The organism is Bacillus sp. FSL L8-0193 (assembly GCF_037976065.1).
In the GTDB taxonomy this organism is placed as follows: domain Bacteria; phylum Bacillota; class Bacilli; order Bacillales; family Bacillaceae; genus Bacillus; species Bacillus paralicheniformis.
The window spans coordinates 436,347-456,358 of sequence record NZ_CP150261.1; the positions used below are offsets into that span (position 1 = coordinate 436,347).

General features: G+C 47.7%; 17 protein-coding genes. 9 read left to right on the forward strand and 8 right to left on the reverse strand.

Annotated features, from left to right (window positions below; translation table 11 throughout):
- Positions 1–19 precede the first annotated feature (19 nt).
- Positions 20–3,868 (forward strand): lichenysin non-ribosomal peptide synthetase LicC, encoded by a 3,849-nt coding sequence (gene licC, locus MHH76_RS02210; protein WP_043054052.1) that lies wholly within the window; start codon positions 20–22, stop codon positions 3,866–3,868.
- Positions 3,869–3,871: 3 nt separating this feature from the next.
- Positions 3,872–4,639 (forward strand): lichenysin biosynthesis thioesterase LicTE, encoded by a 768-nt coding sequence (gene licTE / locus MHH76_RS02215; RefSeq protein ID WP_020450108.1) that lies wholly within the window; start codon positions 3,872–3,874, stop codon positions 4,637–4,639.
- 20 nt (positions 4,640–4,659) lie between these two features.
- Here licTE and MHH76_RS02220 read toward each other — a convergent pair whose 3' ends face one another.
- Positions 4,660–5,571, reverse strand: a complete 912-nt coding sequence (locus tag MHH76_RS02220; protein WP_020450109.1) for a DMT family transporter — start codon at positions 5,569–5,571, stop codon at positions 4,660–4,662.
- 135 nt (positions 5,572–5,706) lie between these two features.
- On the opposite strand from MHH76_RS02220, the gene MHH76_RS02225 reads away from it, so the two are divergent.
- On the forward strand, positions 5,707–7,056 hold the full coding sequence (locus MHH76_RS02225; protein ID WP_020450110.1) for a PLP-dependent aminotransferase family protein: 1,350 nt from the start codon (positions 5,707–5,709) through the stop codon (positions 7,054–7,056).
- 11 nt (positions 7,057–7,067) lie between these two features.
- On the opposite strand, the gene MHH76_RS02230 is transcribed toward MHH76_RS02225, so the two are convergent.
- Complete coding sequence (locus tag MHH76_RS02230) at positions 7,068–7,748, reverse strand: 4'-phosphopantetheinyl transferase superfamily protein (RefSeq protein WP_020450111.1); 681 nt, start codon at positions 7,746–7,748, stop codon at positions 7,068–7,070.
- A gap of 100 nt (positions 7,749–7,848) precedes the next feature.
- On the opposite strand from MHH76_RS02230, the gene MHH76_RS02235 reads away from it, so the two are divergent.
- Both MHH76_RS02235 and MHH76_RS02240 read left to right on the forward strand, forming a co-directional pair.
- Positions 7,849–8,634, forward strand: coding sequence for an alpha/beta hydrolase-fold protein (locus MHH76_RS02235; protein WP_228119605.1), 786 nt, complete (start codon positions 7,849–7,851; stop codon positions 8,632–8,634).
- A 40-nt stretch (positions 8,635–8,674) separates the two neighbouring features.
- The gene (locus MHH76_RS02240) at positions 8,675–9,541 is read left to right on the forward strand and encodes an AraC family transcriptional regulator (protein WP_043054053.1); all 867 of its coding nucleotides are present in this window, start codon (positions 8,675–8,677) and stop codon (positions 9,539–9,541) included.
- Positions 9,542–9,568: 27 nt separating this feature from the next.
- Here MHH76_RS02240 and MHH76_RS02245 read toward each other — a convergent pair whose 3' ends face one another.
- Positions 9,569–10,231: a YitT family protein gene (locus tag MHH76_RS02245; RefSeq protein WP_020450114.1), complete on the reverse strand. Its 663-nt coding sequence runs from the start codon at positions 10,229–10,231 to the stop codon at positions 9,569–9,571.
- 365 nt (positions 10,232–10,596) lie between these two features.
- On the opposite strand from MHH76_RS02245, the gene MHH76_RS02250 reads away from it, so the two are divergent.
- Positions 10,597–10,785, forward strand: a complete 189-nt coding sequence (locus MHH76_RS02250) for a hypothetical protein (protein ID WP_020450116.1) — start codon at positions 10,597–10,599, stop codon at positions 10,783–10,785.
- A gap of 8 nt (positions 10,786–10,793) precedes the next feature.
- Here the strand turns inward: MHH76_RS02250 and MHH76_RS02255 are convergent, their stop codons facing one another.
- Positions 10,794–11,042 carry a hypothetical protein gene (locus tag MHH76_RS02255; protein ID WP_020450117.1) on the reverse strand — a complete coding sequence of 83 codons (249 nt, stop codon included), beginning with the start codon at positions 11,040–11,042 and terminating at the stop codon, positions 10,794–10,796.
- A 237-nt stretch (positions 11,043–11,279) separates the two neighbouring features.
- Between MHH76_RS02255 and MHH76_RS02260 the strand changes: the two genes are divergently transcribed.
- Positions 11,280–12,941, forward strand: a complete 1,662-nt coding sequence (locus MHH76_RS02260) for a pyridoxal-dependent decarboxylase (RefSeq protein WP_020450118.1) — start codon at positions 11,280–11,282, stop codon at positions 12,939–12,941.
- Between the two features lie 14 nt (positions 12,942–12,955).
- Positions 12,956–14,680: a methyl-accepting chemotaxis protein gene (locus tag MHH76_RS02265; RefSeq protein WP_020450119.1), complete on the forward strand. Its 1,725-nt coding sequence runs from the start codon at positions 12,956–12,958 to the stop codon at positions 14,678–14,680.
- A 39-nt stretch (positions 14,681–14,719) separates the two neighbouring features.
- On the opposite strand, the gene MHH76_RS02270 is transcribed toward MHH76_RS02265, so the two are convergent.
- The 4 genes from MHH76_RS02270 to MHH76_RS02285 all read right to left on the reverse strand — a co-directional run bounded on the left by MHH76_RS02270 (position 14,720) and on the right by MHH76_RS02285 (position 18,504).
- Entirely contained in the window at positions 14,720–15,463 is a 744-nt protein-coding gene (locus MHH76_RS02270; RefSeq protein ID WP_003178866.1) for an amino acid ABC transporter ATP-binding protein, read from the reverse strand.
- Between the two features lie 15 nt (positions 15,464–15,478).
- Entirely contained in the window at positions 15,479–16,183 is a 705-nt protein-coding gene (locus MHH76_RS02275) for an amino acid ABC transporter permease (protein ID WP_020450121.1), read from the reverse strand.
- Positions 16,170–16,976 (reverse strand): cystine ABC transporter substrate-binding lipoprotein TcyA, encoded by an 807-nt coding sequence (gene tcyA, locus MHH76_RS02280; RefSeq protein ID WP_020450122.1) that lies wholly within the window; start codon positions 16,974–16,976, stop codon positions 16,170–16,172. The genes MHH76_RS02275 and tcyA overlap by 14 nt, the downstream gene beginning before the upstream one ends.
- Before the next feature lie 115 nt (positions 16,977–17,091).
- Positions 17,092–18,504 carry a sigma-54-dependent Fis family transcriptional regulator gene (locus MHH76_RS02285; RefSeq protein ID WP_023855659.1) on the reverse strand — a complete coding sequence of 471 codons (1,413 nt, stop codon included), beginning with the start codon at positions 18,502–18,504 and terminating at the stop codon, positions 17,092–17,094.
- Between the two features lie 242 nt (positions 18,505–18,746).
- Here MHH76_RS02285 and MHH76_RS02290 point away from each other — a divergent pair, with 242 nt between their 5' ends.
- Positions 18,747–19,949 carry an ornithine--oxo-acid transaminase gene (locus MHH76_RS02290; RefSeq protein ID WP_020450124.1) on the forward strand — a complete coding sequence of 401 codons (1,203 nt, stop codon included), beginning with the start codon at positions 18,747–18,749 and terminating at the stop codon, positions 19,947–19,949.
- Positions 19,950–20,012 lie beyond the last annotated feature (63 nt).

A 20,012-nucleotide genomic window follows, 5' to 3' on the forward strand; every position in this document is an offset into this window, starting at 1 on the left:
ATGAAAGGGGGATACGATTTTGAGCCAGTTCAAAAAAGAACATGTCCAGGACATATACTATTTGTCGCCGATGCAGGAAGGGATGCTTTTTCATACGCTGCTGCATCCGGGACAAAGCTTTTATATTGAACAAATCAGCATGCAGGTGAAAGGCTCTTTTCAAAAAGATATATTGGAAAAAAGCATGAATGTCATCATCGGCAGGTATGATATATTCCGAACCGTTTTCGTTCATGAAAAAATGAAACGTCCGGTTCAAGTCGTTTTAAAGGAAAGGTCGTTTCAGGCAGAAGAAATTGATCTATCAGGACTTTCTGAAGCAGAACAAAATGAGAGAATCGAAGATTATAAACGAAAAGATAAAGAAAAAGGGTTTAACCTCTCAAAAGACATTCCGATGAGAACCGCGGTTTTTAAAAAGGGACAGGACCGTTACGAATGGGTGTGGAGCTATCATCATATTCTTCTGGACGGATGGTGCTTCGGGATCGTCGTACAGGAACTGTTTGAAGTGTACAACGCGCTCCGCGAAAACAGGCTATACAGCCTCGGGCCCGTCAAACCTTACAAAGACTATATTAAATGGCTCGAAAGTCAGGACAAACAAAGATCGCTGGCTTACTGGGAACATCATTTAGCCGGATTCGAAGGGCAGACGACATTCAGCGAACAGCGGAAAAAACCGGAGCAAGCCGGCAATCAGCCGGAAGAACTGCTGTTTACACTTCCAAAAGAAGATACAGAAGTGTTCACACAGCTTGCAAAAGCGCATCATACCACGTTGAGCACGGCTCTTCAGGCGGTGTGGTCGGTGCTGCTCAGCCGCTATCAGCGATCCCGCGATCTGATCTTCGGTACAGTTGTGTCAGGCCGCCCCGCTGACATTCAAGGTGTCGAGCACATGGTCGGTTTGTTTATCAATGTCGTCCCGAAACGGGTAACCTTTGGCGCGCAAACGACCTTTACAGAGCTGGTCGCTGAATTGCAGAAGCAGGCGCTTGAAGCTGAGCCGCATCAATATATGCCGCTCTATGATATCCAAAGTCATATAGCAGCGCCGAACTTGATCGACCACATTATCGTTTTTGAAAATTATCCGCTGCAAGAAGCCAACAAACAGCACGAAGAAAAAAATCTCGGCTTCACAATGGATGATATCACCGTTTTTGAAAAATCGAATTATGATCTGAATTTGCTCGCCTCACCGGGGGAAGAAATGCTGCTGAAACTCGCATACAACAGGAATGTCTTCGAACCATCTTTCATCTTGCAGCTAAAAGAACAGCTATTGACAGCTATTCGCGAGATCATCACAAATCCGGAGCAGCCGCTTGACGACATTTGTGTCGTATCCAAAAAGGAAAAAGAGCGCCTTCTCCATGAATTTAACGGCCAAGTCCAACGGAAGCAAACCGGGCTGACGATCCCGCAACGGTTTGAGCAATGTGCTGAAGCGCTCCCGGAACAACCCGCGGTATCAGCGGCCGGGCGGACGCTGACATATCGGGAATTGAACGAACAGGCGAACAAGGTCGCGCATCTTTTGCGCAAAAAGAACGTCGGCCGCGGCGAACCTGTCGCTCTTTTGTTCCGCCGTTCGCCGGAAATGGTCATCGCGATACTCGCCGTCTTAAAAGCAGGGGGCGCCTATCTGCCGATTGACCCGGAATATCCTGAAGCGCGAATTCAGTATATGCTGGAGGACAGCGGGGCTGTTTGCATGTTGACACAAGAAGAGCTTGCCGGACAGGCGGCGTCGCTTTCTTTTCATCAGAATACGATCTTGATCGACGATCCGGCGGTGTCTGCAGAAAGCGGGCGAAACCTTGAAATTGCCGCCGAACCGGACGACCTTGCTTATATCATGTATACGTCAGGCACAACGGGAAAACCGAAAGGCAATCTGACGACCCATGCCAATATTACAAGAGTTGTAAAAGAGACAAACTACATCAGCCTTTCCGAGAAAGACACCTTGCTGTCCCTTTCAAACTATGCGTTTGACGGCTTCACATTTGATGTGTACGGCGCGCTTTTAAACGGAGCAAAGCTGGTAGTGGCCGATCAGGCGACGATTCTCCATATCGGCAAGCTGACAGAAACGATTCAGAAGGAAAACATCACGGTCATGTTTGTGACAACGGCGCTGTTCAACCTCCTGGTCGATGCGGGAACAGAGTGGATGAAAGGGATTCGCAAAGTTCTGTTCGGCGGAGAGCGCTCATCTGTCAGCCATGTCAAGAAAGCATTTGCCGCCATGGGACCGGACAGGATCATTCATGTATACGGGCCGACGGAAACGACCGTCTTCGCGACGTTCTATCCGGTCAACCGCATTGAGGACAGCGCGGTTTCCATTCCGATCGGCAAGCCGATAAACGAAACCAATGCATACATTCTGACGGAAAATAACCGGCTTCAACCGATTGGAGCGGTAGGTGAATTGTGTCTGAGCGGTACAGGGGTATCGCGCGGCTATTTAAACAGGCCGGAACTGACTGCGGAAAAATTCGCGCCGCATCCGTTCAACAGCGGTGAAACGATGTACAGGACAGGGGATCTGGCCCGCTGGCTGCCGGACGGCAATATCGACTTCATCGGCCGGATCGATGATCAAGTGAAAATCCGCGGCCACCGAATTGAGCTCGGTGAAATCGAAGAGGAGCTGATGCGCTGTCAAGGCGTAAAGGAAGCCGTTGTAATCGCCAAGAAAAGCGGGAATGGGGATGCGGCGCTCACCGCCTATGTCGTCCCGGTGCGGGGAGCTGTGGTTTCGAACGAGGAGGTTCGCCGCCAACTGGCTCGGAATCTCCCGGCTTACATGGTGCCGGATGCATATATCATGCTTGAAGAGCTGCCGCTCACCGCAAACGGAAAAGTCAACCGCCGCCTTCTTCCTGAAGCAGATGGCCGGCCGAATCCAACAGAGCACCGTGCACCTCGCAATATGACGGAAGAAAAGCTTGCGATCATTTGGTCTGAGGTTCTCGGCAGACAGCAGATTGGAATAGACGAGAACTTTTTTGAAATCGGGGGACATTCATTGAAAGCTATGGCTGTCACCTCCCGGATGCTGAAAGACCTCGCCATCGATGTTCCGGTGAATGTGTTGTTTGAAATGCCCACAATCGAGGGCCTCGCGGCTTATATCGACCAGGGCGGACATGCGGATGACGTGAAAAAAACCGTCTTCAATCAGGAAAGCACCCGCCATTTGTTCGCATTCCCACCTGTCCTCGGCTATGGCATCGTGTACGGCAAACTGGCCGAACAAATGCCGGAATATAAGATTCATGCGTTTGACTTTATAGAAAGCGATGACCGCGCCGTGCGCTACGCAGAAGCCATCTCCGGCCTTCAGCCAGAAGGGCCGCTGACATTGATCGGCTATTCGGCCGGCTGCGGACTCGCCTTTGAAGTGGCGCAAACACTCGAAAAGAACGGGCGGAAAGTCGAAAAGCTGCTGATGATCGATTCATATATGAAGAACGGTGTCAGCGATTTAGAAGGGCGGTCAATTGAAGCTGATACAGCTGCTCTGATGGAAGCCAACAAGGACAATGAATATATGAAAATCAAGACGGTTGCCGATGGCATCGCCAAAAAGATGGCAGCCTATTATTCTTACTTTGTTAACCTTGTCCATCAAGGAACGGTCAGCTGCGAGATTCACTTGATCAAATCAGAGCACGCGAAACCGCTCCCGGAATGGCTTTCGACGTGGAAAGAAGGAACGGAGTCTTCTTATGATGAATATCAAGGTGCTGGAAGACATGATGAAATGCTCGCGGACGTCTTTGTCAAAACCAATGCAGATCTGATCAGACAGATTTTGGGCGAACGTGCCGCTGTAATCGGGGGTGCATGATAAATGAACGAGATCATTAAGCAGTTTGGAGCGCCGGCAGGCGGCACGCAGTTGATCTGTTTCCCGTTTGCCGGGGGATATTCGGCATCATTCGGACCGCTTTATGAACATTTAAAAGCAGATTTTGAAGTACTGGCCATCGAACCGCCTGGACACGGAACAAATCGAATGGCGTTTGTCGACAATTTGGAAGAACTCGTCGATCTGTATATAGCGGCGCTCAAGCCGAGGCTCTCCGCTCCATTCGTACTGTTCGGCCACAGCATGGGCGGGATGGTTGTTTACAGGTTGACGCAAAAGCTTGAACAAGAAGGCATCTTTCCGGCAGCTGCGGTGATTTCAGCGATTCAGCCGCCTCATATTCAGCGGCAAAAAGTGTCTCACAAAAATGATGACGCATTTCTCGACCATCTCATCCAGCTTGGCGGAATACCCCAACAACTGAAAGATAACAGGGAAGTCATGAACTTTTTCCTGCCGTCATTCAGAGCGGACTACAGAGCGCTTGAGACGTTCTGCCATACGGATCATACGCCGCTCATGTCGCCTGTTCATATCCTGAACGGAGATCGCGATGAGAAATGCATGAAGGATGCGCATGGCTGGAAAAAGTGGGCGCGTACGATCGATTTCCACTATTTCAAAGGCGGCCATATGTATCTTTTAGCAAAAACGGAACAAGTAGCCGCGAAGATCAAAACGATTGCCGCGGCCAGCCGCAAGGAGGCCCCGCCCGGCAATATAAAGAAAAACGGAAAATCGGTGTGTTGAAACAGCCGATTTTCCGTTTTTTAGCCTTTTTTCAGCCGACTTTCCGGCCTGACCATCGTCGCTCCGATCAGTCCGGCAATAATCATCCCCGTTCCTGCGAAGTGAAACCATTCAAGTGATTCTCCCAGCCATATGATCCCAGCCAAAATCGTCACCAGTGTCGCCAGATGATTAAACATGCTGATTTTCGCAGCTTCTATTTTTGAGAGAGCATAATTAGATAAAAATGATGTCGCAAACGATGACAACACGCCCAAATACAAAACCGAAAGAATAAACACCGGATCAGTGAAGGGAGCAAAAAATCCGCTCAGCGTGCCGTCTGCCATGTGACTGATCCCGGCGATGCCGTTGAAAAAGAGAAATCCCGCACCAGTGGTCACATATGTTAATTCAAGCGAATTGAAGGTGCGTGTCATCTTTCTCGCGAGCACACTGTAGCCCGCCGATGAAAGCGCCGAAAGCAAAATCAGCGCCGCCCCTCTCAAATCGGAGCTTCCGGTGCCTGCGCTTTTCATCATAAAGATGCAGGCCACCCCCGCCGCTGACAAGACGGTGAAAAAGAATTGCCGCTTCGTAAACCGTTCATTTAAAAAATAAGCGGCGAATATCATCGTAAAGATCGGGATCGCCGCTTGAATGATGCCGGCTTCAGACGAAGACGTGTAGACGAGCCCAAACACTTGAAAAGCAAAAAACATGACAGGATAAAATAAAGCTAAAGGCAGTACCTTCAGCGCATCTTTCATGCTGATGCCAATCTTTACCCATCCAAGCAGAAGGGGAAAAAGCGCGGCCAAAAAAGCGACCGTAAAGCGATGGGCCAGAATATCGACCGGATTCGCTGCAGTGAGAGCCAATTTGACAAAGAAAAAAGAAAACCCAATGATAAAAGCATAGAGCAAAGCTGCCGCATAAGCAGATTTGTTCAAAGTCGATCATCTCCGTTAAAGTATGCATGCAATACATATATTTTACCGGCTTCTGTCATCTTATACGGAAGCGAAATCTGATACAATACAAAAAAACGGAATCTGTACCGTTACAGATTGGCGAAGGAGACGAACATGCACAAATATGTAGCGCTGATGAACGAATTGGAGGATATGATCGAAGACAAATCCTTTCAGGAAGGGGACAGGCTGCCGTCCATCCGCGAGCTGTCCGTACGCTTCAAAGTAAGCAAAAGCACGGTCATCAGGGCGTTTAGCGAGCTGGAGAGACAGCACCTCATCTACTCAGTGCCGAAAAGCGGCTATTACGTCGTGAAAAAAACGAATCAGCGACCAAATCCCGGAAAGGCTGTGATCGATTTCTCAGCATCTGCTCCTGATCCTGATGTCTTTCCATACATCGATTTTCAGCATTGCATCAATAAAGCCATTGACACATACAAAAACGATCTGTTTATCTATGGGACGCCGAAAGGTCTTCCGTCATTAATCGAGGCCATACAAAAAGAGCTTGCCAACGGCCAGGTGTTTGCGAAAGAGGAACACATTTTTATTACATCAGGCGTGCAGCAGGCCCTCGCTCTGCTCGCTTCAATGCCTTTTCCCAACCGGAAGCGGAAAATTCTGATCGAACAGCCGAGCTATCATTTACTGATTCAATACCTTGAAGTTCACGGCATACCCGCAATCGGCATCGAGAGAACCGCTGAGGGCATCGATATGGACGAGCTGGAGCAAATTTTCCAAACCGAAGACATCAAATTCTTTTATACGATGCCGAGATTCCACAATCCGCTCGGGACTTCCTATACGGAACGGGAAAAAATGGCCATCGTCAAGCTGGCGGAAAAGTATGACGTCTATATCGCCGAGGATGATTTTTTAGGAGATTTGGAGAATCATAAAAAGGCGGACCCGTTACATTATTATGACGTTTCTTCACACGTCATTTATTTGAAAAGTTTCTCCAAGATTATTTTTCCGGGTCTGCGGGTCGGAGCCGCTGTGCTGCCCGATTCTCTGACAGATGTGTTCAACCGGTACAAACAGCTGCTCGACATTGACAGTTCCATGCTGTCTCAGGCCGCTTTGGAGATCTATTTGAAGAGCGGGATGTTTGAAAAGCATAAGCAAAAGATCCGTTCTTCCTATCAAAAAAGATCATGCCTTCTGCATGATCTGCTAAAAGAATGTGCCGCGTCACTGGGGGATGTGCTTGAATTCCATCCACACGGCCATCCGGCCATCCACACCCACATCGAATTGGACCGGACGATCCCGGCGTCCCGTCTGATCAAAAGCTTACAAAAACGGAACGTCCTGCTCGAACCGGTAAACGCTCATTATATGTCGGCCTTTCCAAAAAGAAATCTATTAAAAATCAATACGTCCAATGTAAAGGAAGACGACATCCGCCGCGGCATCGACCGCTTGCGGCAAGCGGTGGAAACCGCTTATTTTTAGAGCGGAACTTTTTAAAGCGTTGACAGTTCAGCGCAGCTTTTCATCACAATGCGGTCTGGAAATTCAGGTGCGGCGGAACACACCGCCATTTTATAGCCTGGGTCAATTTCATAGGCTTGGATATAGCAAGGCGGATAGCCTGGGGGAGTTTCCACCGAAGCGCGTCCTTGTTCGTTCAGTTTGACGGAGAAGGAATCAAGCGGCAGAGACAGGCCTTTTCCCGCCTGTTTGATAAAGCTTTCTTTCATCGTCCACAAATGATAGAAATACGACAGGCGCTCTGAGTCGTCCTTTTCCATGAGATCATGGTGCTCTGAAGGAGAAAAAAACCGCTCGGCAATGTCGAAATTGATCGGCTTGATTTTTTCGACATCCACTCCGATCGGCTTGGTGCCAGCTCCGCACACGATCCAGTTTCCGGAGTGGGAAATGTTGAAATGAAAGTCGTTCAGACCTTCAGCAGCCGGTTTGCCGTACCTTCCTTCCGTAAAACGGATCTGATCGTTCGGTAAATGAAACGTTTCACTGATGATGTGCCTCGCCAGCACTTCCCCGATCAGCGTCCTGCTGGCATCTTCGGGATATCTGTATCTGCCCACTTTTTTGCGCTTTTCTTCAGAGACCATGGCCATCATTCGGTTAAATTGGCCGGCTTCCGGCAGCTGATCCATATAAACGGCGTAAATCTTCATCAAATGCAACCTCTTCACATGATATTTTTTCTGCTTTCATTTTAGCAAACAGGCAGCAGAAAAGATAGGCATGATACCTGTGCAGAATGGAGTGATGAACATGATAGACGGAACATTGATAAAAGATACATACTTCGGGAGGGAGCTTTTGATCTATCTTCCTCCTTCATACGGAAGCAGTAATAACCGCTATCCCGTCCTATACGTACACGATCTGGGCGATTTGTTCGATCCGGCACACAGCGGCAGTTTGCCCTCAATCGAAAAGCTGTTTTCGAATCAGGAAGTGCCGGAATTGCTGCTGGTCGGAGTGGCTCCGAAAGACAGGGAAAGCGAATACACGCCTTTTCCCAAACCGCATTTGCTGCCGAATAAACGGGCGTACGGCGGGAAGGGCAACGAATATGCCGCTTTTTTGGCCAATCGGCTTAAGCCCTATATCGACAGGCGCTACCGAACAAATCCAAGCCGTGAACATACAGGAATCATCGGAAAGTCGTTCGGCGGATTGATCTCGGTTTACACGGCGTATTTAGCATCTAAGACATTTGGGAAAATCGGATCTTTGTCAGGGTCTTTCTGGTTTGAAGGAATGACCGAGTTTATGAAGAATAACCGCTTTGAAAATGAGCATCTGCGCATTTATATGGATGTTGGAAGCATGGAAGGAGCAGACAGGGATAATCTGCAGAAGGAGATGATACCGAGGACGAAGGAAGCCTTCAGCCTGTTAACCGAAAGCGCCGCCTTCGAAAAAGAACTGAAGTTTGTCATTGATGAAGGAGGCTCACATCGGCTTGAGAGGTTTGCGAAGCGTTTTCCGGAAGCCGTCAAATGGCTGTTCGGCTCCTGTCACAACAACGCACGGAATGACCGGAATTTCTGATTGGCATGAAGTATCGTTGTAAATGAGAGGAGCGGAAACAATGGACATTCTGAATCGTTTGGCTGAAAGCATCGATTATATTGAAAAGCATTTGGATCAGCCGCTGAAACACGAAGAAATCGCCCAAATCGCATACTGTTCGAAATTTCATTATCAGCGGATGTTCTACATGCTGACGGGTGTTACCCTTGCCGATTACATTCGGAAAAGAAGGCTGACAGTCGCCGCGCAGGAGCTGGCTGCTTCACATATAAAAGTGGTTGATGCTGCTTTTAAATACGGCTACAACACACCGGAATCATTTTCAAAGGCATTCAGCCGCCTTCACGGTATCAGCCCTTCACAGGCCCGTGAAAAAGGCAGGACGCTCAGGGCATTTCCGCGTCTATCCTTTCATATTCAAATAAAGGGAGTGGAGGATATGAATTACAAGATTGTTGAAAAAGAACCGTTTCAGGTGATCGGCAAAGCGTTGGAGGTTACGGTGAAGGATGATCAAAACAAAAAGGACATTCCGGCTTTTTGGAACGAATTAAATCACAACGGCTTTACCGATTCTTTAAAGCCGGATATCGGCCCGCTCGGCTTCCTTGGCGTCTGCATGGATTTTAATGATCAAGCTGATACGTTCCATTATGTCATCGGGGTCGAAAAAACATCCGCTGACACGCCTGCCGGCTGTGTCGAGAAACCGATTCCCGCCGCAACTTGGGCCGTATTTGAAGCCGTCGGCCCCGTCAATTCGGCTGTTCAAGCCACATGGGAAAGGATCTTCTCAGAATGGTTTCCGGCGACAGGCTATGAATTGGCAAACGCTCCGCAATTTGAATCCTATCCTAAGGACGGGAATATTATGGCGCAAGACCATATCACCGAAATTTGGATACCGGTGGTAAAACAGAAATAATCTGAACGAGAAAAACGGATGAAACGCTCATCCGTTTTTTTTCAGCGACATATGTACAGGCTTGGCAGCTCTGATGCGCCTTCCTGTCATAGCTGTTTTTAAAAGCTGTTTGGACTGAGGCAAAGAAAACCGCAAAATCAGGCCTGTTAAAATGGCGGTTAAAACAGTGCCGATGCCGATCGGCCCGCCGAGCAGCCAGCCGATCAGTAAAATCGTCAGCTCCATTCCGTTGCGGACCCACTGAACGTTCCAGCCCGTTTTCTCGGAAATCAAAAGCATCAGGGAGTCGCGCGGACCCGCACCAAGATCTGCCGACACATAAATGCCGACTCCATAACCGATAAAAATGACGCCGATCACGAATACGACAGTGCTTGAAATATACGTTTCCGGGTCTGGAAGAATATAAGTAAAGAAATCTATAAAAATACCGATTAACAGCATATTAAGCACGGCGCCGATTTTCGGCCATGCTTTTGTAAATAAGGACGTTAAACCTACGATAACCGCCCCGACAATAATCGCCCATTGGCCGACTGTAAGGCCCAAAAGCATATACAACCCGTAGTGAAATGCATCCCAAGGACCGATGCCGAGCACTTTCCCTTCAATCGTAAGAGAAACCCCAAAAGACAAAACAATCAATCCGACAAAATAAAAAAGCCAGCGCAAAACAAGTTCCCGCTTCAATGGATTCCCCTCTTTTCAAAAAAACAATCGATTGTCATTGTATCACATTCTTCAGAACGGATAAATGCGGATTTCGGAATGCGGCTCTTCAATTTACATAATTATGATTATATTCCAATTGATGAAAATGATGTATGATAGCTGTAGAGATACATTTTCCATTGTGGAGGGGAGAAATTCAGAGTCTGATAAGGGTCCTGGACCCTTTTGTTTCTTTCGAGGAAGCATCATCTGCCAGTTCTATTCGACAGAGCCAATGGGCGAACCGAGCGCTTGGGCCGTTCTTGTAGGCTGGCTCTTTGCTGTCATTGCGGTTCAGCAGTTTGCAGGGAAAAAACAGCAGATGTTATGAAAAAAGGAGGGGAATGGCGTTGATTTTTTTAGTAAGGCTGATCTGTCTTTCCGTTTTAGCCTGTCTCGCACTGTTGCTTATATTGAACTATGCACCTTTTCTGGCGATGCCCGTTTGGATTGCTTTGATCATTGCCTTGATCGTCTGTCTGTATCTTGCCTTTAAAGAGGAAACGAAGGAATGGAGAAGACGAAAGCACTAAGTTTTTCTTCAGCGTTTTTTCTTGAATGAAAGAACATTTGCCAAAACGAAATAGATGATGGCCGTCCCGGACACAAACAAAAAAAATTCTTTCCACTCTCTTGCCGTCATGTATACAAAGCGGCAGATCTCGAGATGTTCATCCAAGTAAAAAGCCTGGGTATATGCGCTGACTATCATGCCGGTAAAGACGAATAGGCCGACCATATTGAGCAGCATTCTCATACTGAATGTTTTTTTCTCATTTTCTTGTTTCATTTTAAAGAAATCCTTTCCAATATGAATTTATCATTCTATTGTACGGAAATAGCGCTCAAATGTTTCGAAAACTTCTTAATATATCGTTAAGAAGTTTTTTTATTTAAAAGAAAATGTAAAAGATTAAACAATTTCATGAACTTTTTGAGCGAAGGCCTAAAAATATAGGAATATTATACCGATATGGCAAGTGAAAACTTTTTCCGAAATATTAAAGACAAGGCAGGAGAGAAAATCATGCAGCAACGCAATACACCGGATGTACAGAAATGGTTTCCGAGCGAGGACGGAAATGAAGCGAAAAGACATGAATTCCTATCATTGATTGAACAGCTGATCGAGGGAGTGGACGAGCTGAAAAATCCAGATCAGGTCAACCTTGGCGGCGAGAAGAACCGTGAGGGCTTCTTTTATGAAAAGCTGGTCGCAGAGAGCCGGATTCCGCACGAAGGTGCGCCGATGAAAGAGGTCAACGAAGAGCTGTTGAAGCTGTTGCACGGCCATCCGTATCATACCAAATACTTTTTCACAAACATTCTGCCGATGGCGAGCATCCCGGGGATATTAGGCATGCTTACGGCGTTCATGGTCAATGGGAACAACCTGTGGGATGTGTACGGTCCAGCCGGAGCGGAGGCGGAAGTGAAAGTTACGGCGATGATGTCAAAGCTTGCGGGGTATGATGCCGAAACAAGCGGAGGCTACACGACGTGGGGAGGACAAGGTGCGGTATACAGCGGCCTCAGAATCGCGATTGCCAAAATGGCGCCGTCATCGCTGAAAGAAGGGGTTCCCGGCAATTTCTACGCGTTTTGTTCTGAAGCGGCTCATTACAGCTTGTATAAGTCAATGGAAGCCGCAGGACTCGGGAGCGATCATTTAATTAAAGTCAAAACAAATCTCGACCATTCCATGGATACGGAAGATTTGCGTGCGAAGCTTAGACAAGTCTGCGAAGCCGGGGGGATTCCCGTTTATATCGTAGCTACAACAGGAACGACAGATGCGATCGGCATCGATGATGTGAGCGCTGTCCGCCGTGCGGCTGAAGAAACGGCGAAAAGCTTCGGGCTGCCGGTTCCGCATATCCACGCCGATTCCGCCCTGGGAGGATTTTTTGCCTTTTTTAATGAGTACGATCTGAATGAGAACGCTTTATCCTTCAGTCCCGGTGTTCTCAGCATGATCAAGCCGATTCAGGAAAAAATGAGGCATCTGCACGCAGCCGATTCGCTTTGTTTTGATTTTCAGAAGCTCGGACAGACGCCTTATGTGACGAGCCTGTTTCTTGTGAAAGATCGCAATGACTTAAAACGGATCGATCTGGATCCTGATGAGACGCCGTATGTCGGCCACCGCGGCTATGGGGACTACCATACGGGCTACACGCTGGAATGTTCGCGCATGGCCAGTTCGATCAGTATGTACAGCGCGTTGATGGCATTTGGCTATGAAGGCTATCAAAAGCTGCTCGGACAGTTTCTTGAAGTCAACCTGCATTTTAGGGAACAGCTTTCTCAGCAGATTCCGGAGGCCGATATTGTGAACCCGGACAACTTCGGCATGTCTACGCTGTTTCGCATTTATCCTGAAGGTGCCCCTAGATTTGAAGACGAAATTTCGGGAGCATGCACCATTCAAGAGCTGGAAAGAAACAATGCACTCACTGAAAAACTGTTTGAAAAGCTCGGAACAAAAAGGGACAAGATGTTTTTTGGCGATACGAAAAAGCACTTGCTTGTGAAATCCTGTGAAGGGACTGAGATACCGCTTTGCGTCAGCAAATTTTTCGTCATTTCTCCGTATACCATGCCTGAACATGTCCCGGGAATTATCGATTATTTAAAAGAAAATATTGAGGAAGTCTGCCGGGAGCATGGATCTCTCATGACAAATTAAAGGGGATATAGACGATGAAAACGTTGAAGAAAAAGCTAACAGAACACATTTCAGTCAAAATTATGATTGGCGTCGCCTTAGTGCTTTTAATCACGATCGCATCATTTTCAGCTGTGTTTACTTATATCAGCAAAGACTTGTCAGAGCAGCTGAGACAGCAGTTCCAAAACCGTCTTTATACCGATATTCATCTTGCTGAAAACCAAATCAAACGTCTGGACGGGAATCCGCTTGAAATCGATTCTGCGGACAATCCGCTTTACAAGCAGACAAAAATGGCTGTGGACAGCCTGAAAAAGAAAAACAATCTTGAAAATATCTATATCCTTTCCAATGAGGGCGGGAAGGAGCGGATTCTCGTGCTGTCGGATACGTCCGATGATTTCGGCACGGATTACAGTTTTTCTCCTGAAATGAAAGAAGCCTTAACGACAAACAAAGAGACGGTAAGCGACGTGTATGAGGATGAATACGGCATTCACCAGTCGATTTTTCAGCCGCTTGAGAACAGCTCCGGCGAAAAGGTGGGAATTTTGGGGATCGATCTTGATGCTTCCGTGATTCCGGCGACGGCTGCAAAAGCGAAGTGGTATACAATTGCGATCGCAGCATTTGTCTTGCTGCTCGGAATGGCCATGGCCTATTTTCTCGGTTCTTTTATCGCGAAGCCGATCAGGCAGCTGATGAAGGCATCAGAAAAAATTGCCGACGGCGATCTGTCGGCCGACATTTCTGTCAAGAGCCGTGATGAAGCCGGAAAGCTTGCCGAATCGTTCAAGCGGATGAGCGAAAATTTACAACAATTGATTGGACAAATTTCAGCTTCCTCTGAAGAGGTATCCAAGACGAGTCTCCAGCTGAAAAATGTATCGGCTGAATCGAGCGAAAGCGCGGCCCAGGTGGCTGAATCGATGAACAGCATGAGCGAGGGGATCAACGAAGTGGTCTCGTCCGTTTCGGATTGCCACACATCGGCTGCCGAAATCGATCATCAGCTTACACACGTCACAGAAGAAGTGAACGAGATGAAGAACGTTGCCGAAGGCGTCAGCAAGGATTCCAAGACCGGACAGGAGCTTGTCGAAGAAACATTGCGGCAGACCCAGACGATTAAAAACGTGATGGAAGAGTCCAAACAAGCGGCAGCAGAGATGCAAAACCATACCGAAGAAATTGAAAAAGTCATCGGAATGATTTCCTCTATTGCCGAACAGACGAATTTGCTGGCGCTCAATGCTTCAATTGAAGCCGCCCGGGTCGGTGAAGAAGGCCAGGGCTTTGCTGTTGTAGCGGGAGAAGTCAGAAAGCTTTCTGAACGCTCGGCAGATGCCGCTTTATCCGTTTCCCAGCTTGTGGCGGGCACGCAGGAGAGCAGCCGGCTTGTCATGGAACGCATTCAGGAAGGAAACGCAGCGGTTGACAAAGGGCAAATATTAATCAATGGCACATACGAGAACTTTTCAGGAATTTTTAAAGGGATCTCTCAATTTGCCGAACGGACCGATCAGTTGCTTCAGTCTTTGTTAAAAGTCGAAAAATCGTATCAAAACATTTCGGCTGCGATGGAACAGATTTCCGCCGTTACCGAAGAGCAGGCGGCAGGTTCTGAGGAAGTCGCGGCAGCAGCGGAGCAGCAAAGCGCCGGCATGCAGGAAATCGCATCGGCCATTCAGCAGCTCTCCGCTTTGTCGGAAGAATTGAATCAAGCGGCATCCAAGTTTAAACTGGCCGCAGAATAAAAAAGAACAGCCTGATCCAGAGAGATCAGGCTGTTTTGTTTATACAGGATTCAAAATCCGGTTTAAAAACTGTTTTGTTCGTTCTTCCTTAGGGGCTGAGAAAATTTGTTCAGGCGGACCCTGTTCGACGATGACGCCGCCGTCGATAAAGACGACTTCGTCTGCGACATCCTGCGCGAATTTGATTTCGTGGGTGACGACAACCATCGTCCAGCCCTCATTTGCAAGGTCTTTCATGACTTTCAGCACTTCACCGACCAGCTCGGGATCAAGCGCCGATGTGGGTTCGTCAAAAAGCATCAGTTCTGGCTTGATGGCCAGAGCGCGGGCGATCCCGACGCGCTGCTGCTGTCCCCCGGAAAGCTGGAATGGATAAAGGTCCATTTTGTCTTCTAGGCCGACCTTTTGCAGAAGCTGAACGGCTTCCTTTTTGACTTCTTCTTTATTGCGCTTTTGCACTTTTACCGGCCCTTCCATCACATTTTCAAGCACGGTGCGGTGCGGGAACAGGTGATAGGCCTGAAACACCATTCCCGACTTTCTCCGCAGTCGAAGGAGGTCAGCCGGTTTATTTTTCTTGGAAAAATCGATGGTAAAATCGTCAAAAGAAAGAATGCCGCGGTTCGGAATTTCCAAAGCGTTCAGGCAGCGAAGCAGCGTCGTCTTGCCGGAACCGGAAGGCCCTAAGATGGCGATCACTTTTCCTTTTTCGATGTTCAGGTCGATTTTTTTTAAGATCTCGTTTTCGCCGAAGGATTTATTCAGCCCTTTGATCGCAAGCATTGTCTATTTCCCTCCTTACCTGGCCACATACCGGTCCAATCGCCGTTCAATCTGCTGCTGAACAAGCGCGAGAACAAAGCAGATGATCCAATAGATGAATGCGGCTTCCATATAAATGATTAAAATTTGGTCTAGATTGCTGGCCCCGATTTCCTGGGCTTTCCGGAATAATTCAGCAACAAGAATTTGTGACGCAAGCGATGTGTCTTTAACCAAGCTGATGAATGTATTGGATAATGGCGGAATCGACACGCGTACAGCCTGCGGCAGGATGACCCTGGTAAGGGCCGTTTTTTGAGTCATTCCAATCGAATAAGCCGCTTCCCACTGCCCTTTCGGAACGGAAAGGATGGAAGCCCTGATGATTTCCGAAGCATATGCGCCGACATTTAATGAAAAGGCAATGATCGCGCTCGGAAACGGGTCAATCGTGATTTGAAATGCTGGAAACAAGTAAAAAATAATGAATAGCTGAACGAGCAGCGGCGTTCCGCGGATCGCTGAGACATAAATGCCGAAAACCGCTCTTAAAATGCGGGATTTGGACATTCTCGCCAGCGCCGTGATCAATGCGATGATCATACCGAATATAAAAGAGAGAATGGCAAGGGGAATCGAGTAATAGATTCCCCTTAAAAAGATCGGCCAAAATGATTCACGCACAAGATCCCAGGGGATCGCCGCGCCGATGGCCGCCGCTTGTATATTATTTAGAAACATCTTCGCCAAACCATTTCTTCGCTATTTTCGCGAGTGTGCCATCCTCTTTCATGTCTTTCAGCGCGGAGTTGACCTTGTCAACCAGCTCGCCGCTTCCTTTGCGGAAAGCAAAATGCGTAGTTTGCGGCTCGCCTGTTTCAAAAGCGACTTTCAGGTTTTTGTTTCCTGATGTCTTCAAATAGTTCAGCACCGCCAGTTTATCGTTAAAGGTGAGGTCGACACGGCCCTGCTGAATCAACTGAAACGCTTGAGCCATTCCTTCCACGCCTTCGATTTCAGCGCCGGCGTTTTTCGCAAGGTCATTATAGTTGCTTGTCAAAGATTGTGCAGCTTTTTTCCCTTTGACGTCCCCTTCAGCTTTTATATCGTTGTTGTCCGCTTTTGTGACAACGACGGCTTGGGAAGTTGTATATGAATCGGAAAAATCATACTGATTTTCACGGTCTTTCTTCCCGACTTGGTTGGCAACGACGTCAAAACGCTTGGAGTTGAGGCCGGCAAACATGCTGTCCCACTGCGTTTCTTTAAATTCAGCTTTCAGGTTGAGGCGCTTGGCGACTTCCTGCATCACTTCGACATCATAACCTGTTAATTGATCTGTTTTTTTATCGTGGAATGTAAATGGTTCGTACGTTCCTTCAGTACCGACGGTCAAAACGCCTTTATCTTTAATTGAAGACCAGAGGCTGTCGCCTGCTGCGTTTTTATCCTTGGAATTGTCCCCTGACGCGCCGCATGCGGCCATCACGGTGATCAACAGCGTCAGTAATACAGCGAATATTGCTTTCTTCATTTTATTCCCCACTTTTCTGATTGGATTTAGTTGATATGATTGTACTTAACGGTCTTACAAAAGTAAAGCATAAACCTTTTTTAGTATGAGTCAAGAAATTCGTTTTTAGTGATAATCATTCTGATTCCTGATCAAAACGGATCTTCCATTTTTTAAGCCTGTATTGCAGGCTCTGCCTGCTGATCCCCAGAACCCGCGCCGCTTGGGACACATTGTAATTGCATTTTTTAACGGTTTTTTGAATATAATACTTTTCGGCATTCTCGATTTGTTCCTTCAAAGGAGCTGCCGAGACGGAAGGAAGCGGGGCGAACAGATCATAGCCCTGCTGCGGCAGCTGCTTTTTTGCCGCTGGTTTTGTCCTGTATTGCAATGGAAGGTGCGTCAGCTCGAGTTTGTCTTCGTAAGACATCAAATTCATGGCGCCTTCAATTAAATGTTCAAGTTCTCTGACGTTTCCCGGCCAATCGTATGAAAGCAGAAACCGCTGCACCTCTTCTTCAAAACCTTTGACCTCCATTTGGAACAATGCGTTGTATTTGTCGATAAAATGCTGGGTGAGCGGCATGATATCTTCCTTTCGATCTTTTAATGGAGGAATGAACAAGGTGACGACACTCAGCCTGTAATACAAATCTTTTCGCAGTCTTTGCCCGCTGACCGCGTCGACTGGATCTTCGTTCATCGTCGCGATGATCCTGACATCGATCGGAGTATCCTTCGAAGCGCCGATCCGCCTGATCGTTTTTTCTTGAATCGCGCGCAAAAGCTTTGCCTGCAAGCTGAAGTCCAAAGAATTGATCTCGTCAAGGAGAAGTGTGCCGCCGTCTGCTTGTTCGAAAAGACCCGGGCGATCGACGGCACCCGTGAATGCGCCTTTGGCCGTGCCGAATAAAAGGCCTTCAACGAGGCTTTCCGGGAGGGCTGCGCAGTTTTGTGAGATGAATGGGCCAGTCGACCGCTGGCTTCCGTTATGTATACTTTGGGCGAACAGTTCTTTTCCGGTTCCGGTGTCGCCGACGATGAGAATGGAGGAAGAGGTCCGGGTCGCCCGCTTTGCATGTTCAATGACTTCCTTGAACGCCGGGCTGACGCCGATCAGACTGTCAAACGTATACTTTGTGTTTTCTGTTTTGTTCATATTTTCTCTGATCAGCCGTTCAAGCTTTGTGACATCTTTGGCAATCTCAACCGCTCCTTTCGTATTCCCGTTTTCCATAATGGGAAACGTATGATTGACGGTCGTAATTTCCTGGCCCTTGTTATTGAAGTAGGTCTGCTTGACGTTTTTGTTCGTTTTCCCGTGATGCAGCGCCTGCAGGAGAGTGCTGTCATATTGGCTGGCAAAGGTAAACACGTCCAGCACGTTTTTGCCGAGCACATCGTTGACATCCATCCCTTCAATCTGGCTCATTTTTTTGTTATAGACAACAGATGTGCCGTTTTCGTCGACGACATGCAAGCCGATATCGATTTCATCTATAATTCTTTGAAAAATAAGCTTGAGTAAATCATAATTCTTCAGCAAGTGACATCCCCCTTTGTTCGTAACTGTCTCTCCATTGTAAGTGAAGATTTGATAAGGGTGCAAAAAAATATGCATTTATTTTTGCACCTTTGAATAAAAACCGCAAAATTTTTTGCGAATTATACATGCAATGTTCTGAAAATTTGCGGTTTTAAGATTGGCACGATCCTTGCATATAAAATAGTGTGAAACAAAATACGACATCTGGCATGTATGTCCAAAAATAAGAAGGAGGAATCAGAATGACGGTTCTATCAAAGTCCGAGAAAATTATGAAGCAAACCGCACATTTTGGCGCGAATAACTATCATCCTCTGCCGATCGTGATTTCTGAAGCGGAAGGCGCGTGGGTGAAAGATCCGGAAGGCAACCGATACATGGATATGCTGAGCGCTTATTCCGCAGTGAATCAAGGGCACAGGCATCCGAAAATCATCCAGGCGTTAAAAGATCAGGCCGACAAAATCACCTTGACGTCGAGAGCTTTTCACAATGACCAGCTTGGTCCTTTCTATGAAAAGGTCGCTTCATTAACGGGGAAAGATATGGTTCTGCCGATGAACACCGGAGCGGAAGCGGTTGAGTCCGCGATTAAAGCAGCCCGGCGCTGGGCTTATGATGTAAAAGGCGTTCCGGACAATAAGGCTGAAATTATCGCATGTGTAGGCAATTTTCACGGCCGGACGATGCTGGCTGTGTCGCTTTCATCAGAAGAAGAGTATAAACGCGGTTTCGGGCCGATGCTTCCTGGCATCAAGCTGATTCCATACGGGGATCTGGAGGCGCTGAAACAGGCGATCACACCGAATACGGCCGCTTTCTTAATTGAGCCGATTCAGGGTGAAGCGGGTATTGTCATTCCGCCGGAAGGCTTTTTGAAACAGGCTGCAGAAGTCTGTAAAGAACGCAATGTCTTGTTTATCGCTGACGAAATACAGTCAGGGCTTGCACGAACAGGCAAAATGTTCGCCTCTGATTGGGAGGATGTCACACCGGACATGTACATTTTAGGAAAAGCGCTCGGAGGCGGCGTGTTCCCAATATCGTGTATTGCTGCAAACAGAGATGTGCTTGGCGTGTTTAATCCCGGCTCACACGGGTCGACTTTTGGAGGGAACCCGCTTGCATGCGCCGTATCGATCGCCGCCCTTGAAGTGTTGGAAGATGAGCGGCTCGCTGAACGGTCGCTGGAGCTCGGGGAATATTTTAAAGAGAAGCTCTCGCAAATCGATAATCCAAAAATCAAAGAAGTGCGCGGCAGAGGGCTGTTCATTGGGGTTGAGCTGACCGAGGCGGCGCGTCCGTATTGCGAGCGTTTGAAAGAAGAAGGCCTGCTCTGCAAAGAAACGCATGAAACGGTGATTCGCTTTGCGCCTCCTCTTGTTATTTCAAATGAGGATTTGGATTGGGCGATTGAAAAGATTACCCGTGTTTTGTCGAAGTAAAGCGGACGGCTGAACAATAAGGGGATTGTTCAGCCCGTTTTTTCGCCGCATGTGCGAAGTTTG

Bases quoted from the DNA above. Each gene is read 5' to 3' on its own strand.
- MHH76_RS02275 (WP_020450121.1), bottom strand. From the start codon at position 16,183: ATGTTTCTAAATAATATACAAGCGGCGGCCATCGGCGCGGCGATCCCC.
- MHH76_RS02240 (WP_043054053.1), top strand. From the start codon at position 8,675: ATGGACATTCTGAATCGTTTGGCTGAAAGCATCGATTATATTGAAAAG.
- MHH76_RS02225 (WP_020450110.1), top strand. From the start codon at position 5,707: ATGCACAAATATGTAGCGCTGATGAACGAATTGGAGGATATGATCGAA.
- MHH76_RS02260 (WP_020450118.1), top strand. From the start codon at position 11,280: ATGCAGCAACGCAATACACCGGATGTACAGAAATGGTTTCCGAGCGAG.
- MHH76_RS02250 (WP_020450116.1), top strand. From the start codon at position 10,597: ATGGCGTTGATTTTTTTAGTAAGGCTGATCTGTCTTTCCGTTTTAGCC.
- MHH76_RS02235 (WP_228119605.1), top strand. From the start codon at position 7,849: ATGATAGACGGAACATTGATAAAAGATACATACTTCGGGAGGGAGCTT.
- MHH76_RS02230 (WP_020450111.1), bottom strand. From the start codon at position 7,748: ATGAAGATTTACGCCGTTTATATGGATCAGCTGCCGGAAGCCGGCCAA.
- MHH76_RS02265 (WP_020450119.1), top strand. From the start codon at position 12,956: ATGAAAACGTTGAAGAAAAAGCTAACAGAACACATTTCAGTCAAAATT.
- MHH76_RS02255 (WP_020450117.1), bottom strand. From the start codon at position 11,042: ATGAAACAAGAAAATGAGAAAAAAACATTCAGTATGAGAATGCTGCTC.
- tcyA (WP_020450122.1), bottom strand. From the start codon at position 16,976: ATGAAGAAAGCAATATTCGCTGTATTACTGACGCTGTTGATCACCGTG.
- licTE (WP_020450108.1), top strand. From the start codon at position 3,872: ATGAACGAGATCATTAAGCAGTTTGGAGCGCCGGCAGGCGGCACGCAG.
- MHH76_RS02290 (WP_020450124.1), top strand. From the start codon at position 18,747: ATGACGGTTCTATCAAAGTCCGAGAAAATTATGAAGCAAACCGCACAT.
- MHH76_RS02270 (WP_003178866.1), bottom strand. From the start codon at position 15,463: ATGCTTGCGATCAAAGGGCTGAATAAATCCTTCGGCGAAAACGAGATC.